Consider the following 25826-nt stretch of genomic DNA (forward strand, 5'->3'; position numbering starts at 1 on the left):
GCCCCCGACCAGCCTTCCCCCAGCAGACGGCTTGAAATCTTACTCCCATCGAGAAATATCCACCGGGTAGGAGCCGGCATTACCGAGAATCAGGGTCGCCGCAGACCCGCAGCCGGCCCTCGGCTACACCGAGGTAGCCGGCCCGAATGATCTCCTCGCCCAGTTCGGCCACCTCGCGCGCTGATCTCGCCAGCTGCCCGAGTCGGCGGAAGTCCGCCCCCAACTCCCGCTGGGCGGTCAGTGCCAGCGCGGGAATGCGGACCCGAAGCAGGTCAGGCCGCGACAACGTCCCACTCGACCGGCTGCTGGCCCCGTCCTCATCGCCGACGCCCGGTCCCCCGGCCGCCCGATAGCCCGCGGCCCGTAGGCTGCCCGCCAGAAAATGTGGATCGAGGCGGTCAGGATCGACCCGCAGGAGCGCAACCTTCGGCCCGAGCACGGCGCCCACCTCATTGGTCACCTCGGCCGCGATCCTTCCCGCCGCGACCGCGCAGACCACATCTCCGGATCGGAGCAGCAGCATTCCGGGAAGTTCGCCGGTTCGACCGGACGCTCCCCGGCCGCACCGCACGTCGGCGGCGGTGAGCAACGGCAGGTCGCCACCGTCGGTTCTGGTCTGCAACGGGGCCGTCAGCACCGTCAGCGCCCCGCCCTTCGCCAACTCTCCCACCGTGACCCAGGCCGGTTGCGTCGCGCCGGTTGTTTCGGACACCACCGCGGGCTCCGGGGTGGAGTCGGCCGCTGCGACCGGCGATGACATGTCCGGCGGCGGCGACACGTTCGACGGCGTAATAGTCGGCGTCAACGCTGACAGCGACGACAACGCGGCCAGGAACTCCTCGCGCACTGCCGGGAACTCGCGCTCGATGACGCTGTCCGGATACACCGGGACGTGACGCCGCGGATTCAGATCAACCTCGCCGTCGAGCAGGTCGGCGACCGGCATCCGCCGAAATCCGGGCGGCAGACCCGCTTCACCCGGTTCCATCGCCTTGCCCGGCTCGCCTGCCGCGGCCGAGCCGGTGAACGACAACCAGACCCTCTCGACCGCGCTCGGATCGGTGCTCGCCAGGCCCATGAGCACCTGGGCGGGGGGCGCGCCCTCGCCGGGCACCCGCAGCACCCACAGATCCGGCGCAGAGCCGGCGCCGAACAGGTCCGGTGGCAGCCCCAGCACGGCCCGCAGCGCCCCGGCCCGCAGCAGATTCGCCCTGATCCGTCGCCCAGCGGGTCGGGACGCGGCGGCGGCCGGCATGATGACCAGCACCGGCGCGCCGCGCCGCCCGTGGGCCAGGCAGTGCTGGACCCAGGCCAGCTCCGGTTCGCCCCGCGGCGGCACCCCATAGCCCCACCAGGGCGAGTCGACCAGCTCGTCGTGGGGCCAGGACCGCTGGCCGGACGGCGGCCCGCACAGCACGGCGTCGGCCCGCTCCCCGACAAGGGCATCCGCCAGCAGGGAGTCCGCCGCGACGATCCGTGCACCGACGCCATGAAGCAGCAGCCCCGCGGCGGTGATCCGGGCCGCCATCGGATCGATGTCCTGGCCGAACAGCCGGCGGACGCCCGCGGCCCGGGCCGCCTCCAGCAGCCCGCCGACCCCACAGGCGGAGTCGAGGACGGTGAGCTCCCCGGCCCTTTCCCTCAGACCGGCGAGTCCGACCATCAGTTCCGCGACCGCGGGCGGGGTCTCGGCCACCTGCCGGGAGTACACCTCGCGATAACGGACCCGCAGAACCTCGAAGAGCGCACAATGTCCGTCCCGGTCGGCGGCGGCGGCCGCGGACCGGGCGACCGGCACCCAGTCCGGCTCCCAGCTCGACGGGAAACCGCCGGGAAGGTCCGGTGCGGCCCGCTCGATCGCCGGCCCCAACAGGCGAGCGGCCGCGGCGTCGGGCTCCCCGAGCAACCCGATCGCCGCGTCCCGGTCCAGTTGGTGGTGGAGCAGGAAGCCGCCCAGGTGCCCGACCAGCTCACCCAGCCGGGGATCGTCGACGGTCCCGCGGATCTGCTGCCAGACCCGGTCGCCGACCTCGACACGAAACGGGCGGTCATGCTGGTCGAACCAGTCCTCCACCGCCGTCAGCGCGAACAGCGGACTGGTGGAGGTGCCACCGACCGGCTGCGGAAAATCGACGAACCGGCGCCGCCAGTTACTGACGGCCGCGCGGCCCACGCCGGCGAGGCGGGCGATGTCGGACGCGGTGACCGTGGCCGAGACGTCGCTACCGTTCGGCATCGCTCAGTTTCCCGCCGCCGGCTCGACGCCGGAAAGGAGACGGGCCAACACGCCGCTCGTCTGCAATGCGGCAAGGTGCTCGGCAGCTCGGCGCGGGGGCGCCCCGCCCCGGACGAGCAGACCGGCCTCGATGTTCTCCTCGACGCCCGAGGAGGTCAGGTTGGCGCTCGACACCAGCAGCGCCCGCCGGTCGGCGACAGCGATCTTGGCGTGCATCCGGGCGCCGAGGTGTCCGCGGCGACCGGTCGGCCAGTGCCACAGCTGCACCCCACGCACGCTCGCGAACGCGGCCGCCGGCTCGCTGCCGGCCAGTCCGCCGCCGGCCCCTTGAAGAGTCTCGACGACGATGCTGACCGCCACCCCCCGCCCTGTCGCGGCACTCAGCGCGGTCAGCAGCGGCGGGTAGGGGCGCGCCGCGTAGGTCATGAACATCAGCTCCATGGTGGCCTCGGCGACCAGGTCCATCAGCACCCGGGCTGTCGCCCGGACCGGCACCTCACGGCTGCTCGGTCCGCTCCACACCGACTCCACTCGTGTCTCGGCGGCCCGCCCGGCATAACCGGCGCTGACCCCGTGCAGGTAGGCGGCGATCACCGCCTCCTCCCACCCAGGCTGCCCCACGGCTACCCCGGGCGGGGACGATCGCGGGCCGATCCGATCAGCGAGCTCACCCAGCCGGGCCGGGCCCAGAGTGCTCACGGCGACGGCGACCGCCGCCGCAAAGTCGCCCGTCCGGCCCGGTTCAGACGGTGCCATCAATGCCGATCACCTGCACACACTCACCGGGATTCCCGATCATCATGGATCTCCGGCCGTCAAGGAAGCTCGTCGAACAGGGCGAGGTCCCGGTGCTGCGGGCCGTCCCCGAGAGGAACAACGAAACGGCGGTCGAGAAATCGGTTGCCGCGCTCGCAGGTGGTCTCGGAGACGAACAGGCAGACGTGGCAGGCGGCGCCGTGCAGGAAGTCGGCGGGTGCATACGGCAGGCGCTCGGCGCACAGCGGGTCCGAGGAGCAGTGCCGGGCGTCGGCGAGGGCCCGGCGGGTGAGCCGAAGCAGCTGGTCGGATTCGGCGAGGGACACCAGACCGCCCAGGGTGCCCTCGGCATCGGGGACGGCGGTGTAGATGAGGATGCCGCCGCGGGGATCGTCGTCGGTGCCGGCGTAGATCCGCTCACTCAGGCTGGCCGAGCTGTACCCGCATTCCAGGGCGATGGTCCGGATCAGCAGGTGGGACAGGGAGTGCAGCGCGATGAACCGCTCCCCGGGCCAGCCGTGCATCGGATCGAAGTCGCCGGCGATCCGATCCGAGTAGCGGTTCACGCGAAAGCGGCTGTAGGCGTCGCGGTGCTCGCGCATCTGGGTGCTGTCGGCGACCCGGGCCACCCACGGGCCGAGAATCTCCTCGGGCACCCGCAGGAAGATGCCCTCACCGCGGACCTCGCTGGCCGGCACCCAGGTGGCCGGCCCACGGGTCAGCGGTGCCCGGATGACGAGGTCGGGATCGTCCGGATCGGGGGCGTCGAGCCGGGTGAACCCGGTCAGCGCCCGCACCTCCCGCAGTCGTTCGGCCTGCACGACGTCGGCGTAGAAGCGGGTCAGCCGGGGCGGCACCCCGTCCGGATCGCGGCGCAGGGCGAAATCGTCACTGGGCTCCGGAAGCACCGCCGAGGAGAAGATCTCCCATTCAGGGGTACGCAGATCCGGATAGCCCCGTTCGTCGCCCGCCTCGGCGCCGTCGCCGGGAGCCGCGTTCAGCGCCGTCCGATGCCGCTCGACCGCGGCCCAGACCTCTGCATCGGTCCACCGCTCCAGCTGGCGGAACACCGGCATCACCGACCGGGAAAACCCCATCATCGTCTCGCCGGGGATCTGGTTGAGCTGCTCCCAGTGCTGCTCGACCTTGGCCGCCAGCTCGCTGGCGCCGGTGCGGGGAACGGAGAGCACCGACAGCGTCTGGGCGAACCACTGGTTGGACGCGCCGACGACCAGCAGCCGGGATTCGGCTCGGCAGCCATCGTCGGCGAACGTTCCCAGGTGCGGGTGACGGCCCCGGCAGCGGGGCAGGTTCTGGGCGCCACGGCGGCCCATCGCCTCCCGGATGTTGCGCCGCGCATCGCAGTTCACGCACCGGATCTCGACGTTGGCCCCGAGGTTGCCGCCGCGATCCTCCATCCGCAGCCGCGGATGGCTCGCCTTCGCGCACTCGCCGCCCCGGTGCACGAACATCACGTAGGGGAAGTCGTCGAGATGCCCGGCGGTGCAGGCGAGGACGAAGCGCGCAGCCACGGCCAGCGGTCGGCGGCCGGACTTCTTGCGGCCGCACACCTCGTGGACGAACTGGGCATCCTGCGGGCGGTGCAGCCACGGATTCTGGAACGTGAAGGTCCGCGAGGCGATCACGTCGAGTTCGTTGCAGGCGGTGCAGCGCAGCCAGTTCGGGAACGGCACGGTCGGCACGCCGATCCGGGCGCCCTGACCGCTGCGGTCGCCGGGGTCGGTCTCCGCCCAGGGGGCCGGCCGCAGCTCGGTGACGGTGCGGTCGTATACCCGGCGCACGGCGGCGAGCAGCCGGGGCTCGGCGATCGGCTCGTACTCGGGGACGTTGCGGTAGTCCCAGTCGTCGAGCCCGCGGACCAGGGCGGAGAAGCTTGGCAGGTCGACGAGGGCGCCGACCCCGCTGGTGAACATCAGATGGCTCGGCCGGACCGCGCCGACGCGCCGGTGGAATCTGGTGGCCATCAGGCACCCCTCCCCTGGCGGGCCCGCGCCGGGGCCAGCCGGGTCTCCCCGAGTTCGTCGCCGACCGGAGCGTCGTCGGGGTCCCGGACTTCGGAGTCACGGTCGTCCTCGCCGATGTCGGCGTCGGCGTCCGGCGGCGCCCCGAAGCTCCATCCCGGTTCCCCGTAGGCGGGGCTGTAGATCTCGTCCGCGCCGGGGACGAGGAGGTTGATCTCGTTTTCGGTCTCCCGCATCGACTGGGCGACGGTGAGGACCTCCCAGCGGCCGTGGCCGGCCGGCTCCAGCAGGCCGGTGACCTTCTGAGGCCCACCGCTCGCGCGGTAGCCGAGTCGGATCGGCCCCGTCATCATCAGCTGCCAGCGGTCGACGAGTTCCCGTAGCCGCTCGCCGAGGTACTCCTGGCCGCGCGGGCCGGCGACGGCCTCCGCGCGGGCCAGCAGCCGGCTGATCAGGCCGGTGGCGACCGGGCCGGCGAGGTCCACGGCGTGGGCGTCGGTGTTGCGGGTGTTCGCATCGTCGAGGTGGCGCAGCGCGGCGACGAACGTGCCGGTGGCGGTGCGGTCGAGCGAGCGCCGGGTGAACGGGGTGACCGACAGGGCCTCGACCTGCCGGTAGAAGCTGGCGTGGTAGGGCTCGAAGTCCTCGTAGTGGGCGAGGTCGCGGGGCCGCGCCCAGTTGTAGAGGGTGACGACGAGCCCGGGCCGGGCCGCGTCGCGGCCAACCCGCGACGACGCCTGGATGTACTCCGCGGTGTTCTTCGGCTGCCCGATGACGGCCATCAGCCCGAACCGGGAGACGTCGACGCCGACCTGCAGCATCGAGGTCGCGAGGACCACGTCGACGGGGATCCGGTCCTGACGGGCCCGGGCCCGCTCGGCCACCGGATGGGCGGGCGGCCGTTCCCGGACCCGGCTGTCCCGGGCGCGGTAGGTGTCCCGCCAGTTGTCGGCGATCGCCTGCCGCCGGGTGGAGGTGTCGAGGTCGGGGTCGAAGGCGATCTCCAGCCGCTTCAGCACGTCGCTGATGTCCGCCGAGGACACCCGGGAGGTGAGCTCGGAGATGGTCAGCATGCCGGAGGCCGGGACGATGCGGTTGGACAGCCCCTTGCGGGTGCCGTGGGTACGCACCCGGGTGGTGACGTCGTCGTCGAGGTAGCGGCGCATGCCGGCGAGTTCCCGGGTGGCGTTGAAGTAGCCGACGAGGGTCTGGTACGCCTCCGCGGCCTCCCCGTGCCGGTCGAAGAGGGTCTGCCCGGCGAGGAGCAGGATTTCGGTGAGCCGGATCTCCGCGGACTTCATCCGGGTGCCGTGGGCGCACACCCCGAGGTAGCGCCGGCCCGGGGTGGCAGGGGTGACGGGGACCTGGCGGGAGAAGAAGGTGTCGGCGACGTCGACGACCTGCGGCGGGAAGACGGCGAGGCGGCGGCCGAACACGCCGAGAACCTGATCGCGGGCCCGCTTGGTGGTGGCGGTGGATGCGACGATCTTCGGTCCGGTGAGCGTCGTGCCGCCGGCGGCGCCCGGCGCGTCGGCGGGGACGGGCCAGGAGCACAGCTCGTCGACGGCACTCTCGAACAGGCCGACGGTGGTGCCGAGCGCGCCGGAGATGAGGTGCAGCTCGTCCTGGATGATCAGATCGGGCGGGCGCAGCCGGCGCACCGGCTCGCTGGCCACGGCCGGCAGGTCGCCGCGGCGGTGGTGCCGGGACCCGCAGCCGGTGCGGGCGTCGAGGTCGTCGTGGCGGTAGCCGTGCCGGGGGCAGCACTCGCGCACCCGGCCGAACAGGATGCCGGCCTCGCCACGCCAGGGCAGCTGGGCGAGCTTGTCGACGGTGGCGATGACGAGGCTGGGGGCGTACCGGTAGATCTCCTCGTCGACGGTGAGGACCGGCAGGCCCTCCCCGGGGGAGAGCCGGCGGGAGAACGGGCAGGCGTCGGCGCCCTCGCCATTGGGGCAATAGAGCAGGACCCGGCGGGTGTCGGAGTCGATGTGGGCGTCGGTGTGGGCGGCCAGCGCCGTGCCGCACCACGGGCAGCTCAGTGTCTGCAGGACATTGGCCCGCTTGCCGTTCCCCGCCTCCCGGGCCTCGCTGATCTGGTCGCGGGCGTCCTCGAACCGGTTCGGGGAGACCCCGCCGCCGACCCACAGCCCGATCCGGAACGGCACCGTGCCCCAGGTGGCCTCGTCGGCGCGGCGCAGCACCTCGGCCGCGCAGACCAGGGCCGCCGCCCGCTGGAACTGCTGGGCGGTGAGCAGCCGCAGGGTGTAGCGCATGAGGACGGCGACGCCGGCCTCACCGGAGCGGGCGTCCAGCCCGGTGCCGATCGTGCCCTGCAACCGGCGGATCGCGAAGGTGTAGGCGGTCAGTCCCAGGTAGGCCTCCGTCTTGCCGCCACCGGTCGGGAAGAACAGCAGGTCGACGACGGCGCTGGCGTCGGCGGCCCGCTCCGGGTGAGCCGGCTCGGTCAACGCTGGCAGGTTGAGCAGGACGAACCCGAGCTGGAACGGCCGCCAGGACGCCGCCCCGGCGCCCTCGGCCTCGACCTTGGCGGTCGCCTCGGGGTAGCTCAGGCCGTGCTCGTCACGCAGCCGGGCGATGGCGGTGTGCCGGCGCTGGGCCGCCATCGCCCGGCTGGCGAACCGGAACGCGGCCAGCGCCTCGCCCTGGCGGGGCTGGGCCGGGTCGGTGAGCAGGGCGATCCCCGCGCGGATGCGACCCGAGGCCGCCCGGGCCTCGCCGATGGCCGTGCGGGCGGCGGGCCGCAGCCGCTCGGGCAGGCTCGGCACCTGCGCTTCCCGCTCGTCGAGCCAGGCGTCGTAACCGGCGGCGAGCGGCGTCAGCCCGCGGCGCAGTTCCGCGGCGTCGGCGACGGCCAGGGCATCCATCGACAGTTCGACGTGTTCCAGCGGGGTATCGGGGCCTGCGGGCGCGATGGTCGACGGGACGTCATAGGTGGGCAGCCAGGTGGTCTCCAGCCGGTGGGCGCGGCGCTCACCATCACGGATGGCGGGATGCACCGCGACGTTGCGGCCGTTCGCGTACCGCCGCTGCGCCCGGTAGAGCAGCCGCAGGTGCAGCTCCTCGTGGTCATCGTGGTCATCGTGGTCATCGTGGTCGTCGTGGTCGGCCGCGACGCCGTCCTCGGGATCGTCGACGGGCAGGAAGACGGCGCGCTCGCCGTCGAGCGCGGTCACGGTGAGCCGCGGCTGGAACAGCCAGGCCGTGTCGGCGCTCGACGGCGGCTCCGGCTGGCCGTTGACGAGGATCAGCTCGACGATCCGCCGGCCCGACCGCTCGCGCAGGACGACCACGAGGAAGATCCCCGTCTCGTCGTCGCCGACCAGCGGTACGCGGTACGCGTCGGAGCCCAGCGAGCCGTCCAGCCGGATCTCCCGGTTCGCGTGCACCACCGGTTCCCGGGCCCAGGCGGTGCGCTTGTGCCCCTCGTCGTCCTCGGTCTCCTGCTTGACGTACTGGCCCCAAGCCGCGGTGACGGCGACGACGTCGACCGCCGCGCCGTCGGGGCCGGCCGGGACGGCGAACGACAGCCCCATCGACGAAGCCCAGATCCGGCCCCGGTTCTGCGGGGTGAGGATCTCGGGCAGGTCGGTGTCGGCGTCGCCCTGCACCGCCGTCTCGGTGTCGGCCACCGTGTCGGCGGCCGCCGCCTCCCGGGCTCCGCGCGGGGCGGGCTTCGGGCCGAGCATGCCCACGAGGTACCGCTCCCGGGGTCCCATCGCCCGGTGGTGGAACACCTCGCGCTCCCCGTCCCAGGGGCCGAGCAGGTCACGGCGGACGAGATCTTCGAAGGCGTCCCGGACCTCGTACGAGGTCGCCGGGACGAACTCCACCGGCTTGTCCAGGATCTCCGTCGGCGAAGGGCCGTTCGAGGTACCCGCACCGCCCCCGCTCGCACCCCCCGATCCGGCGAGCGAGGGCGAGGCGCCCTTCTCCGGGGAGAACAGCGCGCCCTGACCGTCCTGCGTGACCACGGCCCATCTCCCCCTCGAAGCGGTCGGGTCCGGCGCACCCCGTACGCCATCACTGTGTACCGAGTTCACAGACTACACCGTGATCCCGACTCGCGTAAGGGCACCATCCCGCCCACGTCCGACAGATCGCCGGCCCCAACGGTTCGCCCGCCCGCTACGATCGACTCGACTACCTGCAGTAAGATCGCCGACACGCGATAACTCTGCGCGCCAACGGCGGGCATCCGGTGGAACGGTTGGCGTCAGGACGGAGGTGAGCCGATGGCCTCTACCCATCTCACGCTCGACGAACTGGCCGCGCAGCAGGGGGTGCGACCGGTGCGGAACTTGGCCGAGCTGACGCTGTCGGAGCCGCTGACCGAGGAGGAGTACGCCGGCTTTCTCGCCGCGGCAATGTCCGCGCGCGGAACACCAGGCGGTGGATCCGCGATCAGTCTTCGTCGAGCGCACGGGACGCGGCCGCGACCCGCTCCTCGGACGGCTCGACATAGCGGAAGTCGCGGGACCGCACGTAATCGATGAACTCGGGCTCGGGCGGCAGGTCGTGTTCCTGGAGATAGTAGACGATCTCCAGGCTCCACACCCAGTCACCATCGGTCACGTAGACGAGCGACACCTTCCTTCCACGCGACGGATCGAGCAGATCCTCCACCAGACCCGCGACCCGCAGGATGGTGACCCCCCGCTGGAGATACTCGACAAAACGCGACCTTTCCTCGCCGGGCGGAAGCGGCGCGCGGCCCCGCGCCCAGGGAACCTCGCCGTCCATTCCATCAAAAAGCTTCGCGATCTTCACGTCGCCAACAATCTCCGGCATTAGCCCTCACTCTCTACCGCGGAAGGAATCTGATCCATCGACCGTCCTGCGCAATCGACTGGCGGATTCGCCCGAAAGCATTCCTTCTCTCCTTGATGAGAATAAGGGAGCCATCTCCTCTGCTGGCCACGAGCTCGGTCGGCGCGACCACAGGGACACCGAGATGATCTGCAAGATCCTGGGCAACCGGCGCCTCGCCTCGCCCGGTTTCGCAGGACACCAGCCTGATCGGGCGGCCCATCCATTCACCGTCCGCCCGGATCAGCCTGCTCAGATCCCGACCGTCCAACGGAGTTCCGTCAACAACAAAGGAATCAGGGTTTCCATGCAGATCAGCAGTATACACGCCAGCCAGAGGGCGTACAGAGGAGGCGGCATCCCGCATCCTGTGGTCCTTCTCCGCGTAGAACGCTCGGCCGCCGTCCGTCCGCGTGCTCTCCAGGTAGACCGCGGCAAGTCTCGGCTCCAGCCGCTCCAACGGCCGAAACGCGTCTGGTGGTGTCCATCCGTCACCCGCCTCCGGCGGCGGATACCGCACTCCGCCTATTGAGTCGCGTTGTGCCATCACAACTTCTGAATCACGATCTCCATCATCAGAGATCGCAGGGTCTCCAGATGGGGCTGGCTTGGTCGTGACCGTCTCCGGAACTCCTTCATCCAGCTCGTCAGCGCCAGGTCTCTCCGACTTGACCGCAGACGCTTCAGTGGATGTGTCGGCCATGCCCTCCGAAGGATCTTGCGACCGATTATTCGACTGCTCTGGAGATTTCCCAGTGGTCGTCACCGATCCGTTCTCGGCTTCCTTCTCCACCGGCTCGCCATACCGTTGTCGACCGGGCCGATCCGCCTCCGCGTGATCCGATTCCTCAATCCGCGGTGTCGAGGCCGGCGCATCGGACGGCTCCTGGTCCGATGCGGAAAGACGACTTTCGAAACCGGCGGGATAAGTCTCCTCCGGAGCGAGGAGATCCTGGTCGGACGCGTACCGCCGTCCCGAGACGTCACCAGTTTCCGCAGCATCAGTCGGGTGCTCCGACGTTCTCCGTTCAAGTCGGGCCAGCTTCTTCTCGAGGGGTGCATTCCCCGCACCCCCGTCAGAGAGCGAGGCGGATTGGCCTGGCGGTACCGGCTTCTCGTCAGCGTCCAACGTCCGCCGCCCCGCTGTCTGATCCCCACCCAGGCTGAGGGCCCTCCGTTCCGCCGCCCGGTCAAGAAGCACGAGTTTGCGATCCATGGGTGTCGGCGCCACGGCGGAGACGTCGGCTGCGTTCCGTTCAGGGATCGACGTGGTGTGGTCACGCCCGAGTGCCCGCCGTTCGAGCGCATCCAGCTTCGCTTCCATCGGCGTTCGTTCTCGAGTGTCGCCGCGCAGCTCACGATCCGTGCCAAAATCGTCTCCGGCGGCACGGCCGTCCCGCTCTGCGTTGCCGTTCCCAGTGGGATGGGCGTCATCCGCATCATGCTGATCCAGCAGCCGTAGCTTCGCCTCGACCGCAGACGCGGGTGCACGTTCGACCGAAGTGCCCCCGAGCTCGGGCAGGTCGGGCCCACCCGAGTGAAGATCACGGGCCATCGGCGCTCACCGTGTCAGTATGGTCACCCAGCCGGAGCTGGTGCCACTCATATCAGTATTTTTTGCCCAGGCCTGCAGGACAGGCGTCGGCGGAGGGCTCAGACCTAGATCCGGACGAGGAGTACGCCGACTATCTCACCGCGGCGATGTCCGCGCGTGGGGGCCAGCCGCCGCAGTAAGCGACTACGTCATCATCGATACCGACGTCTTCTCCGCAATCACCAGCTCTCGGGCGACCGCGACGCGATACGAGGCTATGCCCGCGGGACAAGACCGTGGAGTTTACGTTTGTCTCCGTCGCCGAACTGCTCTACGAAGCGCGGCACGCTGGCTGGGGCGAGCCTAGGACCGCCGATCTGACGGAGAAGATCCGGCTCCTTCTCCTTATTCCATTCGACGAGCGGCTTCCTGCAGTCTGGGCACGGTTACGCGACCTAGCCCGCCGTCGCGGCCATCCCCTCGCCCAGCCCTTGCACACCGACGACCTGTGGATCGCCGCATGCGCGGTCCTCTATGAAGCTCCGCTGTTGACCGGTAACGAGCGCCACTTCGGCGGCCTGCCGAGCCTGACAGTGATCAGTGCAAAGGATCCGGGAACAAGTTCGGTCGACTGATCCACCGCGCCCTCTGATCCACCGTGTCCTCCTTGGATCGGTCAGCCTCACGGGAAGGGACGACGAGGGAACGACCGGGCCAGATCTCGACGCAGGTTCCTGAGGCTGATGAGCTGCCCACTCGTCGGGTCGGGTGCCTTCCAGAAGTCCCAGCCGTCCGTCTGACGCGCGGAATCCGGCAGACCGGGGCCGACGATGTCGACCTTCACCGCCGCCCCCGCCGCACTCAACGACAGCGGCTCCCCACCGAAACCGACCTTCCCGTCCGGTAGCACCTCCACGGTGCGCCGTTGGCCGCGATAGACGCCGGTCAGAGTGCTTCAGGGCCGCACGATGCCGGCCCTGAGCAGGTCGGTCAGCTTCAGGCTCCGTTCCTCGGGGGTGATCCGAGCTGGACTGGTCGCCGAAGTCGGAACCGAAGGCGAGGCGACGGCGGTCAGTGCGGGCGGGCCGGTGGTCGCGCTCACCATCGAGTTTGGTCGGGGGGAGGGACCGGCGGGACCGGCTCCGGCTCCAGCCGGCGAGGGCGGGGGTGATGCGGCCGGCGGCCGGGAGGACGCACTGGGCGCGGAGCCGGCAGCAGGGAAGTCAAAGGTCGCGCGGGCCCGAATCAGCCCGGCTCGAACGTCGGCCTCGCTCAGGTCCCGCGTGCGCCGGTGGACCAGCGAGACGAGTTCGGCTGCCGGGTCGCCGCCGTCGAAGAGCTCCGCGAGGGCGGACCGGAGCTGGCCGTCGACGAACTCCGCGCGCCACAGGTCATCGATCCGGTCGCCGTTCATCGCATCCTTGCTGAGCAGGGCAAGTACGTCCGCCGCACCGCCCGGATCCGCGGAGATGCTGACCGACCGATAGAGCTTCTGGTCGACCGGGACCGGCGTGTGCGCGTTGTAGATGCGCCATTCATCACCGTTCGTGAGCGCCACCCATCTCACTCCGGCCGACGTGGCGTAACTGAGCACCTGGGTCGCCCACCTGAGCTGGGAAAGGTCCTCCCCCAGCCCCTTCGCCTCGATGAAGAGACGGGGTCTGCGCAGCAGGAGTAAGGCGTAGTCCACCGGGTTCGCGGACGGGCCGAACCGGTACTCCCGGTTGACCTCGTTGAGGTCATGGATGTCCCAGCCCAGTGCCTCGATGACCGGTTCGATCAGGCTGGCCTTGGTGTTCTGCTCACCGATACGCAGCCCGTGCCTGTACCGCCCCAGCCGCTCGGCGCACTCCTTGAGTGTCTCCTGCAGCGTTCGCGCCACTCTCACCCCAGCCATCGATCGCCTGCTGTCCTGGGGCAGTGGGCGGCGCACTCTCCCCAGCAACAATCAGTATCATCTGGTTACCCAACGCCTCATCGGGGTTTCGCGGGGCCGTCAGCCGTGCAGCTTCCAGCGGTAGCTTCGCTGTCCGGGCCGCGGTTCGGTCCGCACGACGTCGCCCATCTGGTGCAGCCAGCGCAGCACCCCCTGGGTCGTCAGTCCCAGCGCGTCCGCGATCTCGCGGGTATCACGTGGACCATCGGCGAGCAGACCGCGGATTTCCGTGACGCGGTCCTGTCGCGCTGCCGGCCGGATGCCGGCGGAGTTCACCGAGCCGACCGAGCCCGGCCAGAGCGCCGGCTGCAGCACCGGTTGGTGTTCTCTGCCTTCACCTGCGCCGCCGGTGCCGCCGGTGCCGAGGCCGTCGGCAAGACGCCAGAGGGTCCAGCGGCGATCCCGGGTCTTTTCCAGCAGACCTGCCGCGGCCATGCCGGTGAGCTCTTTGGACGCGGTCACTGAATCGCATCCGGTGAGACTCCGGTACTGCTGGTTGGTGATCGTCGTGTTGCGGTGCAGGAAGGCGAGACCGAGCCGCTGGTGGTCGCTGAGCGCCGCGGTGTCGATGGTGGACAGCCAGGCCACGGCCTCGTCGTCCAGCAGGCTGTGATTGCGGAACACGACGCGGAACTCGCGGACGTTGTCGATCAGCTCGGGTGGCTCGATTCCCGCCCCGCGCAGCGCCGCGGCCATGGCCAGCAGGCCCGACCCGCGGTTCTCACAGACCGTCCGGCCTGTTCCCGGCACCTCCACATCCTCGAGGAGCTTGGCCAGCAGCGAGTTCCGGGAGGACGAGACCGCTTCGGCCAGCAGGTCCTCTCGGTTGACCGGACCGTGGAGCCCTCCCGGGTTGGCCACCACCAGCCGGTCCGGATAGAGCTCGACCCGAACCTGTGTCCCCCGCGCCAAGGGGTGATAGTCGCGATGCATGAGGGCGTTGGCGATGACCTCTCGGACCGCCTCTTCGGGATACTCCCACTGATCCAGCCGGCCCATCCCGACGATCACCGAACGTCGTTTCATGTTCCGCCGCACCGCGGCCAGGGCGGTGGCCACCATGATCGGAACGGAGCCGTCTATCGACTGGTTGTCGAGGAACCGCGTGCCGTCCCGCAGCGGCTCGCCCGTCACGGTGGGGTAGGCGACGAAGGTGACGTCGAGCTGCGGATAGAAGCTCTGGGGATAACGACCGAGGGCCAGTAGTCCCGCCAGGCTCGGTCTTGCCCCGTCGTCGGTGTCGATGAGCACCCGCAGCAGCCGCAGCATCTCGTCGTCCGACACGCTCGTGAACAGCGGGCCCCGCGTGGCGCGCATCCTGCGCAGCAGCGACGCGACGAGATCGGCGTCGAGATCCGCCGGGGTCGCCTCCAGGACAGGAAGCAGGTCGTCGCGCGGCTGCCCGCGCGAGGCGACCAGAACGTGCACTTCATAGAACGACAGCAGCCGGTCACCGTCGTGGGTCCGCAGGTAGGTACCCCGATCCCGCCCGCGGGCCTTCACGTGGCACGGCTTCCGGTCAGCCGGCAGCTCGTCTATGCGGGCCGCGACGACCGGCTGTCCGTCGACCACCCCGATGTCGATCTCCGCCCGGATCGCTGGTTCCAGCTGGTCGGCACAGGTGGACGCAAGATCGTTGGCGAGTTTCGACGCGTCGATCTCCACCGGCTGGAACCCACGTGCCTCGTCGAGGCCGAGAATCAGCAGACCGCCCCGGGCGTTCGCGAAGGCGGACACCGTCTCCACGATCGATTTCGGCAGCCCGCCCTCGGCGGCCTTCACCTCGATGGCCTGCAGGTCGGTACGAGCCCGACGGACGCGGATGACCGCCTCGTCCACCTCGTTCTGGAGACTCATCGCTACGTCCCTCCACCCACAACTTACAGTTGATCTACAACTTGAGCGACAACTTAGCCTATAAGTTGTCGCTCAGTTGTCGCTCGCCCCAACTAAGTTGTAGATCGTTTCTTCCGGGAAGTCGTCCCATCCGCCATCGGGGCCAGACGGCGAGGACTCCGGGCTCACTCGGCTGCGGGCTCACTCGGCTCGACGGCGGGGGGCCTGGAGACCGGGCCGAGATCGCCGTCTGGTTCCCGGATCGGGACCGGCTTCAGGACGGGGTCGGCCGTGCGCTGGTTGCTCGACAGCCTGGGCTCGCTACGGCTTCGCCGGTTCCCTGGGCTCGGGGTCGGGCTCGGGTGATCTGCGGGTGGTGGTGTAGAGGCGGCGGACGACGTCCTCGATGTCGGGTTCCTCCACGGTGAAGTCGAGGACCTCGGCTGTCTCGGTGACCGCGGCGAGAACTCGGGCGGCGGTGGTCGTCTCGGCGTCGAAGGCGAGGCGCTGGCGCAGGCCACGGGCCTCGCTGGCCAGGTGGCGGGCCGCGGGCACGCTCGTCAGATCGCCGGTGGGCTCGGCGAGGTCGACGACCAGCACCCGGTCGGCGCCGGCGGCCCCCGCGAGGCCGGCCAGGTCGCCGTCGTAGGCGAGGCGGCCGTGGTCGATGACGAGGACCCGGTCGCAGAGCCGCTCGATGTCGCCCATGTCGTGGGTGGTCAGCAGCAGGGTGGTGCCGTGGGCTTCTCGCTCGGCGATGAGAAACTCCCGCAGCCGCTGCTTGGACAGGACGTCGAGGCCGATGGTGGGCTCGTCGAGGATCACCAGCCGGGGTGAGTGCAGCAGCGCGGCCGCGAGCTCGGCGCGCATCCGCTGACCCAGGGAGAGCTGGCGGACCGGGGTGGCGAGGAAGTCCGCCATCTCCAGCCGGTCGACCAGTTCGCCGGTGCGCGCGCGCTCGGTGGCGGCGGGCAGCGCGTGGATGGCGGCCAGGATCCGGAACGACTCCCGCACGGGCAGGTCCCACCACAGCTGGGAGCGCTGGCCGAACACCACCCCGACCTGGCGAGCCAGCCGGCGCCGGTCGGTCACCGGATGCAGCCCGCAGGTGCGCACCGTTCCGCGGGTCGGCACGAGAATGCCGGTCAGCATCTTGATCGTGGTGGACTTGCCGGCGCCGTTCGCACCGATGTAGCCGACCGCCTCACCGGGTGAGATCCGCACGGTCAGGTCGTCGACGGCGGTCAGCCGCTGCCGGCGCGCCCCGTTACGCACAGTGAACTGCCGGGTCAGCCCGATGGTCTCGACGATCGGCGTCCCGGTGCCCGGGGTTGCGGTGCCCGCGGTGCTGACGCTCCTGCTCAACCGCCGCCTCAACCGCCACCTCCCTGGTAGTGCCGGACGCCCCGGCGCCAGCACAGCAGCGCCATGGCCCACGCCCAGACGGCGGCCAGCGGCCCGCACCAGCCCAGCCACCGCGGCAGCCACTGCGGTCCGGGCAGGCCGAGCAGCATCAGCGTCGGCAGGTACCCGGTGAAGGCCATCGGGAAGAAGAAGCCGAACAGGACCTTCAGCGGCCGAGACCAGACCGACGCCGGCTGGGTGGCGGCGTAGCGGCCGCCGTACACGAACGCATTGGTCACCTCCCGGCCGTCCAGCAAGAAGAACTGCAGGCCGCCCGCCCAGACGAACAGTGCGGCGAACGTCGCGATCCCGCTGGTCAGGGCGGTCGCCAGCAGCGCGGCCGCGGTCAGGCCCCAGGAAACGCCGCCCAGGGCCAGACCGGCGACCAGCGCGGTCAGGCCGACCGACACACGCGCCAGCCGCCGCAGGCTGAGGTCACTGGTGATCAACTGCAGCAGCAGCGGCTGCGGCCGTAGGTAGAAGACGTCGAAGGTGCCGGCGCGCAGATACGTCGGCAGCCTGTCGCAGTGCCCGACCGCGAGGTCCGCCAGCGAGAAGGAGACGTCGGCCAGACCGAACACCAGCAGCATCTGACGGAACTCCAGGCCGCCGAGCCGGGTCGTCGCGTGGAAGATCACCCAGACCTCGGCCAGTTCGACCAGAGCCGACAGCAGCGAGCTGACCAGGTCGAGGGCGAAGTTCGCCCGGTAGGAGGTCTGGGAACGGGCCCGGGACGCGAGCACGGCCCGGTACGGCCGCAGCCTGGCCCGCAGGGCGAGGGCCTCAGCCACCCTGGATCTCCAGGCGGTGCCGGCCGGCGCGGGTCAGCGCCTGGCCGAGCCCGCCGACGACCGTCAGCCAGCCGAGCTGCGCCGCTACCAGGGTCAGCGCGCCGGTGGCATCCACCCGGCCGGCGAGAATCTCCACCGGATACATCAACATCGACGGGAACGGCGTCGTGTGGGCCAGGAGCTCGAGCCACCGCGGAAACATGTTGATCGGCACGAACAACCCGGCAAGGAAACCAGAGACCACCATGTACACGAGCTGCACCCCGCGCGTCTCCACTAGCCAGAAGCCCGTCACCGCGACCAGGTAGACGGTCGCCGCCGAGATCACGACCGCGAGAAGCAGACTCGCCACGCCGAGAAGGCCGGCCGCGGCCGACCCGGGCAGTTCCATGCCGACGGCGAGCCCGCCGATCAACAGCTGTGGGATCCCCCGGGGAATGAACGCGAACAGCGCCTGACCGACCTCGGTCGTGACCGTGGCGGCCTGCACGTCCAGCGGGCGCAGGAAGTCGACCGCGATCTGGCCGTCCTTGATCCGCTCCGCGATCTCGCTGCCGCCCCAGAAGTTGACCGAGCCGAGCATCGCCTGAGAAAACCAGATGTACGTGCCCATCTGGGCAATGTCGTACCCGCCGGCCTCACCACCCGCCGCCCGGACCGCGGCGAACAGCACCGCGACCTTCAGCAGCCCGAACGTCGTGTTCGAGACCAGCCCACCCAGCGCGGCCAGTCGGTAGGTCGACTGCCGACGGAACCCCGCCACCAGCAGCCGCCAGTAGACCCGAACCGTCGCGCGCATAGAATCACCGATATTACGTGTTCCCCGCACCAGCAGCCCAGCGAAGCGGCCGAAGGCTGCCAGTTCTTCCGCTGTCTGCAGGGCGCGATGTTCGAGCCAGTCAGCCTCCAACACCGTGGGAACCTTCTTCGGTCGCCACTCGGCGGCGGACTCGTCCCAGAATTCAACCTTGGCCTCGTATTCGCCTGATCGGGACGGCTCGCCGGTCCAGGTGAGGCGCCGGTCCGCGGGTGGGACTCCGCCAGGCGCGCTGTGAAAGCCCACCGGTCGGCCCTTTCTCCTCCACTCGCCATCGAGAAGATGGTTGAACGTCTTCTCCGGGATGGGAGGACGGCGGTCGGCGGGACGGGCGGTGTCGGTGTCGGACGCGGCGACCTGGTCGCTTCGTTTCGCCCGCTCGTGCGCCCGGTCGAGGAGAGCCGCCTTTCGCTCGGCGGATATCGGCTCGCGTGGCAGGGCGGCCGGAGGGCTCCGATCGACGTCGGCGGGCGATACCTGGTCTCCCAGCACCCGCCGGTCCAGCGCCTGCGCCTTCGACTCGACACGGGAATGCGGCACGTCCCGCGATCCCGACCGGCCGGGATCAACGGAACCGGCGGAATCAACCGGATCGGCGGGGTGGACGGGCTCGGAGGCATCGCGGGCCCGCGTGGCCGCCAGGTCCAGCAGCCGCGCCTTGGTCTCGGGCACACTGATCCGATCCGTCCGATCCGCCGCACCGGACGAAGGTTCGGGAAGATCAGCGCCGGGTGCCGGGAGGTCACGCGGCATCGACGCTCACGGGAACAGTATTGCGGCAACGCCCAAAGCCACGGGCGGGTTGCCCAGCCCCGCGAGGGAACAGGTGCCGGCGCCCGGTCAGACGGCGGGGTCAGACAAAGCCTTCCTCCAGCAGGACGGTGTCATCAGGCGTGATGCGATGCCGGCGGCCGGAACCGTCGACGATGCGGCACCAGCTCTCCACGATCAGCGCGTTCTCGGCCGCTTCCAGACGGATGTCCGCGCCGCCGTACATCCCTGGAACGGGAAACCAGAGCCGACCCTCCGGTATCTCGGTCAGTACCTCGACCTGCGGAAGTCGCATCCGCCGACGTTCTGTCAGGCCCATACTCACCTCCGCCAGCAGCGGGTGCAGCCGACGTTCGAGCGCGACCACGACCTCCGCCGTAAGCGGGTGCCGGGCAACAGGGCCCAGAAGGTCAACCAGGTGGCTGTGGCCGCGGGCGGTGGCGATGTCGACGGGCCGCTCCCCCCGCGTGGTCCGCAACATGCGCCAGGCACCGCGGGACAACAGCCCGTTCACGATGCCGGCCGGCGCACCGTGCCAGGCAGCCTGATGCAACGGCGCAAATCCGCGGTGCCCGTCGAGCCGCATGGAGTTCACCCAGTTCTGATAGCTGGATCTGTCGAGCTCGCGGAAAAGCGTTTCCCAGTCGCCGTCCCGGGCGGCATCGGCGATCCGATCCCTGACCGCGGCAACATCGGCGGAGGCAGCGTCCCGCCGGTAGCCAAACCATTCTGTACATTCTCGATCATTCGCGGGGACCAGCATGTATCGATCTCGATTCTGCCACCGGTGTCCATGGTGACGGTCGCAAAGCTGTTATTTGCCGCGGAGCCTCAGCCAGGCGTCCAGCTCCTCGTAGTCGTCGTCGCCCGGACGTACGGTGACGGTGAGGTTCGTCAGGGCGCAGTACTCCTCCGTGCTCATGTTCACCGGGTTGACGAGGTTGCCGTGGGCCACGTCGACGGTCAGGCAGCCCTGGAACTTCTCCCCCGCCCCGAGAGTCGCCGCGTTGAACGCCGGTTCGCAGCCGAACGTCGGCTGGACCCGGGCGCCTTCCGGCGTGCGGACGAAGAAGTCGAACGGGTTCACATCGAAGCCCTGCTTCTGCGAGGCGAACGACACCATGAAGGTGGCGAACGCCGGGGCGTTGGTCGGCTTGGTGAAGCCGCTGTCGAAGGACGCGACCGTTGTAGGGATCGGATCTACTTGGCCACTCGCCGTAGTAGTTGGCCAGTAGATGGCCAGCAGCACGGGTACTTGGCCAGCGGCCCGCAGCCGGCCGAGGCCGCGGCTGCTGCTTGGCATAGCTCCGGGGAGTCCTTGGGATGATGGGTCGGTGACGATTGATCGCCCGTCCAGGGCCACCGCGGACAGCGCCATTGTGGCGGCCGAAGCAGGTTCACCCCTCGTCCACGGGTCCTGCACACTGTCCCGTGACCTGGCGGTACCGCCAGGTCGTGTCTTCGCGGCCTTCTCCGACCTCGCCCTGCGCCAACGCTGGTTCCGCATACCCAGCGAGCCCGGGACGGCCCATCACGAGCTGGACTTCCGCGTCAGCGGATGCGAGATCGCCCGCGGCACGTTCGCCCCCTCGGGCGTTCCGGAGCAGATCGAGTATCGCTCGGAGTTCCTGGACATCGTCCCTGACGAACGTATCGTGTTCACCTACACGATCATGCTCGACGGTCACCGCCGCTCCGTGTCACTCGTCACCGTGGAGCTGGCCGCCGAGGGAAGCGGCACACGCGTGACCCGTACCGAACAGTACGTGTTCCTTGTCCTCACGGGCGACGGCCAGGTCGATGTCGCCCACCTCGAAGGCAGTATGCGGTTGCAGTTCAACGGCTTGGAGTCGGCCGTAGTCCGTTCCTGAGCGGTGGCCAGGTAAAGAGACTCGGTCTCAAGGGCGCTGTTCCGCCTCAGCCCACAGCCTGTCCGGCGGACATGATCTTTGAGAGTGGGCGCCGCTGGTCACAGCGTTGCGGGCCTCACGCTGAAGCTGCTGGGCGCGGTCAATCTGGCCAACTATGACGGCGGCCGGCACGCTGGTGCTGGCCAACAACAGCGTTTCACCAGCACTGAGTGGCCATCTTCATCCGATCCCTACAACCGTCTTCGGCGCGGCCACGCTGACGGTCGCCGCGACGTCGCCACTCTTGCGGATCTCCAGAATCTCGCCGTACTGGGCCTGCTTCGCACCGCCCGCCGTCGAGCCCGACTGCCCCGCCGGCGCGCCGGCTGCTCCGCTCGCGTCGGCGCCCTGCGTCGGTCCGGCGGTCGTCCCCGTGGTGGAGACGGACGTGTCCTCCAGGCAGCCGGTCAGCCCGACCATCCCCGCGAGGATGCCGGTGATGACGACCGGCGGGTATGCCGAACGCGCTACGGCAAGGTGTGCCCGGCGGTGGTTTCCGCGGCGGCGACGGGACCGGTTGTCCGTCCGCTTGGGAAGCCGAAGGCCGCGGAGGCGGCGCGGTGGAACGGTGATGCGAGACGCATGGATTCCCCCTGAACCAGCGTGTGCGCCGAAGGCTGTCCCGGCCTTCGGCGGTGGTGCGGCGGGCGGAGACGGACGATGTATCCGTTCGCCGACCGGCCGCCTGTCCTAACCGACCCGCTGCAGATCACGATGGGCCGGATCGGGCGAGCACAGACTTACAGGTCGAACAGGGCCTCGCCTGGCGGCGCGGCGGCGGCCGGCTTGGTGCGGGCGCCCTTCTTCCTGGCACCCTTCTCGTGCAGCCCGGCGGCGACCTCCTCGGCGTACCGGGCGTGGTTCAGCTCGAGGAGCCGGTCGAGCACCTCCCGCTGCGCCCACGGCCCGATCGTGTACCGGGTGTACTTCCCGGCTGGGTGAAAGCCGTGGTCGAGCCCCCGCTCGATCATGTCGTCCCAGCCGTACGCCCGGAAGGTAGCCTCATCAATAAGCCGATGAATCTCCCGCAACTCGACGATATCGGCATCCTTACAACCAGAATCGAACACCAAATTGTACGTCTTCGTCAACCCCGACTGCCGCGCCAGCATCAGATCTTGCCGGAACCCGTCCAGCCTCTCCCCGAGTCGCCACATCTCCTGACTTTGTTTACAGAATGGAAATGTCTCGAACGCGTCCGTCACCGAATACTGTAGATCGGACTTCAGTGTTGCCGATCGCGCCACGGCCCACCAATAGTGCGCGCCACTTGACATCATCGAGAGAAACGAGTAGCTACTCGTCGCGAATATGATCAGCTTCTCATTGAAAACCGACCCGGTCGGCACCATGACAGGAGTCGCCGTTCTGCTGACGCGAGCGATCACGACCACACTACGCCGGCCCGACAACGCATCGAGAAGCTCGGGGCGACGCTCCGCGAACTGCCACCATATGTCTCGGACGGACTTTCGAAGAAGCACTTCCTCGCGCTCCGGTCTAACCTCTTCCACTACCTTCTTGTAACACTCCGCATACGCCTTCGCCCGCTCTTCCGACCAGTCATGGAAGTTGATTACCCAGCGCCTTCCAGAAAGATCAGGACTAGAGTTGATATCCTGACCGGTCAGGTAGGGGAAAAGTACATCGGCATAATGTTGATCCTTTTCGATCAACGCGCAGGCGTCATTTTGATCAATCGTAAATCCAGCCCCCCAGACCTTTACCCCCAGAATGCCGAGAACCCGTTCGACGTGAAGTCGTTTCGGCACACCGGTCGTGCGAGATCTCGGGTCGAGCGAGGAGGTGATGCCGTCCACCGCCACCCCGTCGGCGATTCGCGGTGCCACGACAGACAGGTCGCATCGGCTGGTCCAGACCGCACAGTACTCCAGGGCCGCGCTTCGGGACGGCCAAGGCGCACTCTTCAGTGACCGGCGTATGGTCACACCGTCGCCCACGATCTGATCCAGTCCAACTCTCCGGCTGTCCCCTTGGGCGAGGGTGTTCGTCGCGACGATTCCTGCCTGGCCCGCGGCGCCCAGTACTTGGTGGATACGCAGAACGAAGTAGGCGACCAGATCGGCTGTTCCCCGGGTCCCCCGCACGCTACGGGCGAGGTGATCGACGAGGTGGTCACGGTAGCGTTGCCCCACGACCGGCAACAGTTTGGTTCCACCGAAGAACGGGGGGTTGCCGATGACGGCGTCAAAACCTTCCCGCTCGAACACCTCGGGGAAGACCAGGGGCCAGTGGATGGGGTGGCGGTCGAAGCCGTCCTTGACGTGATCGGTGGCCAGCCAGCGGGTGATCTCGCGCTTGGCATCGTCCACATCCCGGCGGCCTTCGGCGACGTCGGCGGCGAGTTTGGCCGCCTCCTGCGAGGCGATTTTCTGGCCGCGGTCGCCGCGGCCGGCGTGGGCCAGGGTGGCGCCGATCAGGGCGTCGGCGAACAGGGTGGCCTGGGCCGTTCGCGCCTTCGCGTCGTTGAGGAGGGCCTTCTTCTCGTCCAGGCCGGTCAGGGACGAGCCGTCCTTCTCGACGAGTTCGCGGCGTTCGGCGGCGACGTCTCGGGTCAGTTCGCGGATGCCGGCGGTCCAGCCGAAGATGTCGGAGTGGATCTCGCGGCCCTTGGCCGGGTCGAGGTGCAGGTACTCGAGCTGGTCCAGGGAGGTGATGCCGAGCAGGGAGTCGCCGGCGACCAGTTTGTCGTCGAGGAAGGTGAAGGGGCGGCGGGTGTCCATGGAGACCAGCCACAGCGACAGCTTCGCCATCTCGACGGCCATCTCGTTGATGTCCGCCCCGTACAGGCAGTGCTCGATGATCGCCCGGCGGGCCTCGACGACGACCTCGTCCTCCTCGGCGTCCCGGCCCAGCCACTCGCCGGTCTCGTCGTGCCCGGCCAGGCCGTCAGAACCGGAGACGGCCCCGTTGGCCGCCGCCGCCGCCCGGCCACCAGCCCGGGGATCACCCTCCAGCGTCCAGGCCTCGACGAGGCGGGCGCCGAGGTAGCGGGCGGCGGCGACGAGGAACGCCGCCGAGCCCATCGCGATGTCGGCGACCTTCAGGGCGAGGATGTCCGTGCTGGAACGCAGCTTCCAGGCGTTGGTGTCGGCGGTCTGCAACGGGCCGGGCGCGTAGACCAGCGGCTCCAGGGCGTTGTTCGCGACCTCCTCGGCGAGGAACCGCGGCGTGTAGTGCGTCCCGGTGTTCTTGCGCAGCGGCGACTCGGTGACATACAGGCCGCTTTCGAGGATCACCACCGGCTGGTCGCGCAGGTCTCGGCGCAGCAGGCCGAAGAACGGCAGCAGCCGCTCGGCGGTCGGGTAGTCCCCTCGGGTCACGGCGAGCAGGGCCTTGCGGGCCTCCTCCCGCTCGCCGGCCTCCAGCGGGACGAGCCGCTTCTCGACCGCCTTCGCCGAGCCGAGGCCACTCGCGGCGTACGTCTCGACGAGGGCGGCGGCGAGCAGCGGCCGGCCCCGGTGCCGCGACGCCAGCTCCTCCAGCTCGGACAGTGTCGCCTCGGCCTCCAGGCCCTCCTTGCCGACCAGGCCGACGACGACCTGGCCGGCTTCGGCCCGCTTCGCGTCGTAGGACAGCAGGCCCTCGTAGACGTAACCGATCTGCTCGACGTCCAGGGACCGGAAGCTCAACGTCCGCCGTTCCCGCGACTTCCCGGAGCCGACCTGGATGTACTGCACGGCGCGCAGCATGTGCAGGACGGTCCGGTCGTCGACGCCGAGCGGCAGCCAGGGATGCGTGTCCGGGTCGAACAGGGAACCGCCGTGGGCGTGCATCCGCAGCCGGGGATGGTCGACGCCGGTGTAGACGGCGGTGAACAGCGCGCGCAGCCGGTGCCAGGCCGCCGTCGACTGCTCCAGATCGTCTTCGGTGGCGCCGTCGGAAAGCTGCTGCTCCAGCTCCGCGCACAGCCGGCCGACCGAGTAGGTGCCCGCATACAGCTCGTTGTCAGCGGGCAGCAGGCCGCGTTCCTCGGCGTAGAGCAGGAACACGATCCGCATCATCACCGCGACCGCGCCGCGGTAGACGTTGTGCTCGCGGATGTCGCGCAGCCCGATGCCGCCGCGGGCATGCTCGGCGACGTGCCAGCGGCCGAAGGCGGCGACGAGCAGCTCGACGGCCTGGCGGACCTGGATGCCCAGCGCCTCGGTGATCTCCTCCTGGCTGCCGAGGCTCGCGTTCAGCAGCGGGACGAGCGTCTCCGCGTCCGGCACGCCGAAGAACCGGCGCCGGCACAGCAGCGAGACGAACGCGCGCACCACGTCCCGCTCGGCCGCCTCCGGCCAGGACACCGCGTCGAACACCGCCGTCGTCGTCACCCCGCCGCGCGGCGCCCACACCAGCGCCCACTGCCGGCCGTTCGTGACCAGCGCCAGCTCGACGCCGTGATGCCGGCAGGCCAGCGCCGCCCGGTCCACCGGGGTCGCCGCCCACGCCTGCCCGGCGATCCGCCCCGTCGGCGACTGCCCGGGCGCCACGACCAGGCCGAGCAGCCGCACCGCGTCCGGCTTCACCCCGGCCGAACTTCCCGAGCCCGAAGCATCGTCGGCAGCCGCACCGGCGGCGCCGTCGACGTTCGGGTCGACGAGGACGAAGGACGGGACGATGCGGGTGTCGTGCTGGTCGACGTCCACGGCGAGCGCGGACAGGGAGTCGGCGACATCGGCCCCGGCAGCGGCCTCGACGTCGGCATCGGTCTCGACGTCGGTGGCGGCCTCGGGCCAGATCAGGGCGTCGCCCCAGCCGAGCAGTTCGGCGAGCACGAACCGGACCCAGTCGCGCTGACCGGCCGCCGGGGCATCCAGCCAGGCGGTGTGTTCCCGGCGCAGCCGCTGCCGGGCCTTCTTCTCCAGTGGGTCGAGCGTCGGCCAGACCCGCCGCAACACCGGCAGGCTGAGGAACGGGCCGCTGACGTCGATCAGGCTCAGCCAGTCGCGGTGCTGCGCCGCCCCGTCCTGGACCGGGGGACGCCGCCGCCCGGAACCGCCGGGCCCACCGGAAC

At 69.8% G+C, this 25826-nt stretch carries 19 protein-coding genes; 3 read left to right on the forward strand and 16 right to left on the reverse strand.

All coding sequences use genetic code 11. The features are described from left to right. Positions 1 to 79 precede the first annotated feature (79 nt). The 6 genes from NBZ83_RS07065 to NBZ83_RS07090 all read right to left on the reverse strand — a co-directional run bounded on the left by NBZ83_RS07065 (position 80) and on the right by NBZ83_RS07090 (position 10597). A complete protein-coding gene (locus NBZ83_RS07065) occupies positions 80 to 2236 on the reverse strand; it encodes an HsdM family class I SAM-dependent methyltransferase (protein ID WP_261565217.1) in 2157 nt (718 codons plus the stop codon). A 3-nt stretch (positions 2237 to 2239) separates the two neighbouring features. Beyond that, positions 2240 to 2992 carry a DISARM system phospholipase D-like protein DrmC gene (gene drmC, locus NBZ83_RS07070; RefSeq protein ID WP_261574570.1) on the reverse strand — a complete coding sequence of 251 codons (753 nt, stop codon included), beginning with the start codon at positions 2990 to 2992 and terminating at the stop codon, positions 2240 to 2242. A gap of 59 nt (positions 2993 to 3051) precedes the next feature. Continuing rightward, positions 3052 to 4977: a DUF1998 domain-containing protein gene (drmB, locus tag NBZ83_RS07075; protein ID WP_261574571.1), complete on the reverse strand. Its 1926-nt coding sequence runs from the start codon at positions 4975 to 4977 to the stop codon at positions 3052 to 3054. Beyond that, a complete protein-coding gene (gene drmA / locus NBZ83_RS07080; protein ID WP_261574572.1) occupies positions 4977 to 8969 on the reverse strand; it encodes a DISARM system helicase DrmA in 3993 nt (1330 codons plus the stop codon). Before drmA ends, drmB begins: the two co-directional genes overlap by 1 nt. Before the next feature lie 430 nt (positions 8970 to 9399). Continuing rightward, positions 9400 to 9786, reverse strand: coding sequence for a hypothetical protein (locus NBZ83_RS07085; RefSeq protein WP_261574573.1), 387 nt, complete (start codon positions 9784 to 9786; stop codon positions 9400 to 9402). Positions 9787 to 9799: 13 nt separating this feature from the next. Beyond that, positions 9800 to 10597: a DUF8616 domain-containing protein gene (locus NBZ83_RS07090; RefSeq protein ID WP_261565212.1), complete on the reverse strand. Its 798-nt coding sequence runs from the start codon at positions 10595 to 10597 to the stop codon at positions 9800 to 9802. Positions 10598 to 11077: 480 nt separating this feature from the next. On the opposite strand from NBZ83_RS07090, the gene NBZ83_RS07095 reads away from it, so the two are divergent. After that, on the forward strand, positions 11078 to 11266 hold the full coding sequence (locus NBZ83_RS07095) for a hypothetical protein (protein WP_261565211.1): 189 nt from the start codon (positions 11078 to 11080) through the stop codon (positions 11264 to 11266). 368 nt (positions 11267 to 11634) lie between these two features. After that, positions 11635 to 11973 carry a PIN domain-containing protein gene (locus NBZ83_RS07100; RefSeq protein WP_261565210.1) on the forward strand — a complete coding sequence of 113 codons (339 nt, stop codon included), beginning with the start codon at positions 11635 to 11637 and terminating at the stop codon, positions 11971 to 11973. 47 nt (positions 11974 to 12020) lie between these two features. Here NBZ83_RS07100 and NBZ83_RS07105 read toward each other — a convergent pair whose 3' ends face one another. The 8 genes from NBZ83_RS07105 to NBZ83_RS07140 all read right to left on the reverse strand — a co-directional run bounded on the left by NBZ83_RS07105 (position 12021) and on the right by NBZ83_RS07140 (position 20196). Beyond that, positions 12021 to 12254, reverse strand: a complete 234-nt coding sequence (locus NBZ83_RS07105) for a hypothetical protein (protein WP_261565209.1) — start codon at positions 12252 to 12254, stop codon at positions 12021 to 12023. Positions 12255 to 12293: 39 nt separating this feature from the next. After that, positions 12294 to 13235, reverse strand: a complete 942-nt coding sequence (locus NBZ83_RS07110) for a restriction endonuclease (RefSeq protein ID WP_261574574.1) — start codon at positions 13233 to 13235, stop codon at positions 12294 to 12296. Positions 13236 to 13334: 99 nt separating this feature from the next. Next, positions 13335 to 15131, reverse strand: a complete 1797-nt coding sequence (locus NBZ83_RS07115) for an ATP-binding protein (protein ID WP_261565207.1) — start codon at positions 15129 to 15131, stop codon at positions 13335 to 13337. Between the two features lie 300 nt (positions 15132 to 15431). Next, positions 15432 to 16475, reverse strand: coding sequence for an ABC transporter ATP-binding protein (locus NBZ83_RS07120; protein WP_261574575.1), 1044 nt, complete (start codon positions 16473 to 16475; stop codon positions 15432 to 15434). A gap of 8 nt (positions 16476 to 16483) precedes the next feature. After that, a complete protein-coding gene (locus tag NBZ83_RS07125; protein WP_261565205.1) occupies positions 16484 to 17305 on the reverse strand; it encodes an ABC transporter permease in 822 nt (273 codons plus the stop codon). After that, entirely contained in the window at positions 17298 to 18794 is a 1497-nt protein-coding gene (locus tag NBZ83_RS34485) for an ABC-2 family transporter protein (RefSeq protein ID WP_261574577.1), read from the reverse strand. Before NBZ83_RS34485 ends, NBZ83_RS07125 begins: the two co-directional genes overlap by 8 nt. Before the next feature lie 181 nt (positions 18795 to 18975). Beyond that, entirely contained in the window at positions 18976 to 19656 is a 681-nt protein-coding gene (locus tag NBZ83_RS07135; RefSeq protein WP_261574578.1) for an ankyrin repeat domain-containing protein, read from the reverse strand. A gap of 51 nt (positions 19657 to 19707) precedes the next feature. Then, a complete protein-coding gene (locus tag NBZ83_RS07140; protein ID WP_261565203.1) occupies positions 19708 to 20196 on the reverse strand; it encodes a hypothetical protein in 489 nt (162 codons plus the stop codon). Between the two features lie 31 nt (positions 20197 to 20227). On the opposite strand from NBZ83_RS07140, the gene NBZ83_RS07145 reads away from it, so the two are divergent. Then, entirely contained in the window at positions 20228 to 20764 is a 537-nt protein-coding gene (locus NBZ83_RS07145) for an SRPBCC domain-containing protein (RefSeq protein WP_261565202.1), read from the forward strand. Positions 20765 to 20983: 219 nt separating this feature from the next. Here the strand turns inward: NBZ83_RS07145 and NBZ83_RS07150 are convergent, their stop codons facing one another. Further along, positions 20984 to 21223, reverse strand: a complete 240-nt coding sequence (locus tag NBZ83_RS07150) for a hypothetical protein (protein ID WP_261574579.1) — start codon at positions 21221 to 21223, stop codon at positions 20984 to 20986. A gap of 320 nt (positions 21224 to 21543) precedes the next feature. Further along, the coding region (locus tag NBZ83_RS07155) for an Eco57I restriction-modification methylase domain-containing protein (protein ID WP_261574580.1) at positions 21544 to 25826 on the reverse strand (4283 nt) is incomplete at its 5' end.

It is taken from the genome of Frankia gtarii (assembly GCF_025403375.1).
Taxonomy (GTDB): Bacteria; Actinomycetota; Actinomycetes; order Frankiales; family Frankiaceae; genus Frankia; species Frankia gtarii.

Bases quoted from the DNA above. Each gene is read 5' to 3' on its own strand.
- drmB (WP_261574571.1), bottom strand. From the start codon at position 4,977: ATGGCCACCAGATTCCACCGGCGCGTCGGCGCGGTCCGGCCGAGCCAT.
- NBZ83_RS07115 (WP_261565207.1), bottom strand. From the start codon at position 15,131: ATGAGTCTCCAGAACGAGGTGGACGAGGCGGTCATCCGCGTCCGTCGG.
- NBZ83_RS07110 (WP_261574574.1), bottom strand. From the start codon at position 13,235: ATGGCTGGGGTGAGAGTGGCGCGAACGCTGCAGGAGACACTCAAGGAG.
- NBZ83_RS07135 (WP_261574578.1), bottom strand. From the start codon at position 19,656: ATGCTGGTCCCCGCGAATGATCGAGAATGTACAGAATGGTTTGGCTAC.
- NBZ83_RS07085 (WP_261574573.1), bottom strand. From the start codon at position 9,786: ATGCCGGAGATTGTTGGCGACGTGAAGATCGCGAAGCTTTTTGATGGA.
- NBZ83_RS07065 (WP_261565217.1), bottom strand. From the start codon at position 2,236: ATGCCGAACGGTAGCGACGTCTCGGCCACGGTCACCGCGTCCGACATC.
- drmC (WP_261574570.1), bottom strand. From the start codon at position 2,992: ATGGCACCGTCTGAACCGGGCCGGACGGGCGACTTTGCGGCGGCGGTC.
- NBZ83_RS07150 (WP_261574579.1), bottom strand. From the start codon at position 21,223: ATGGTCGGGCTGACCGGCTGCCTGGAGGACACGTCCGTCTCCACCACG.
- NBZ83_RS07140 (WP_261565203.1), bottom strand. From the start codon at position 20,196: ATGCCAAGCAGCAGCCGCGGCCTCGGCCGGCTGCGGGCCGCTGGCCAA.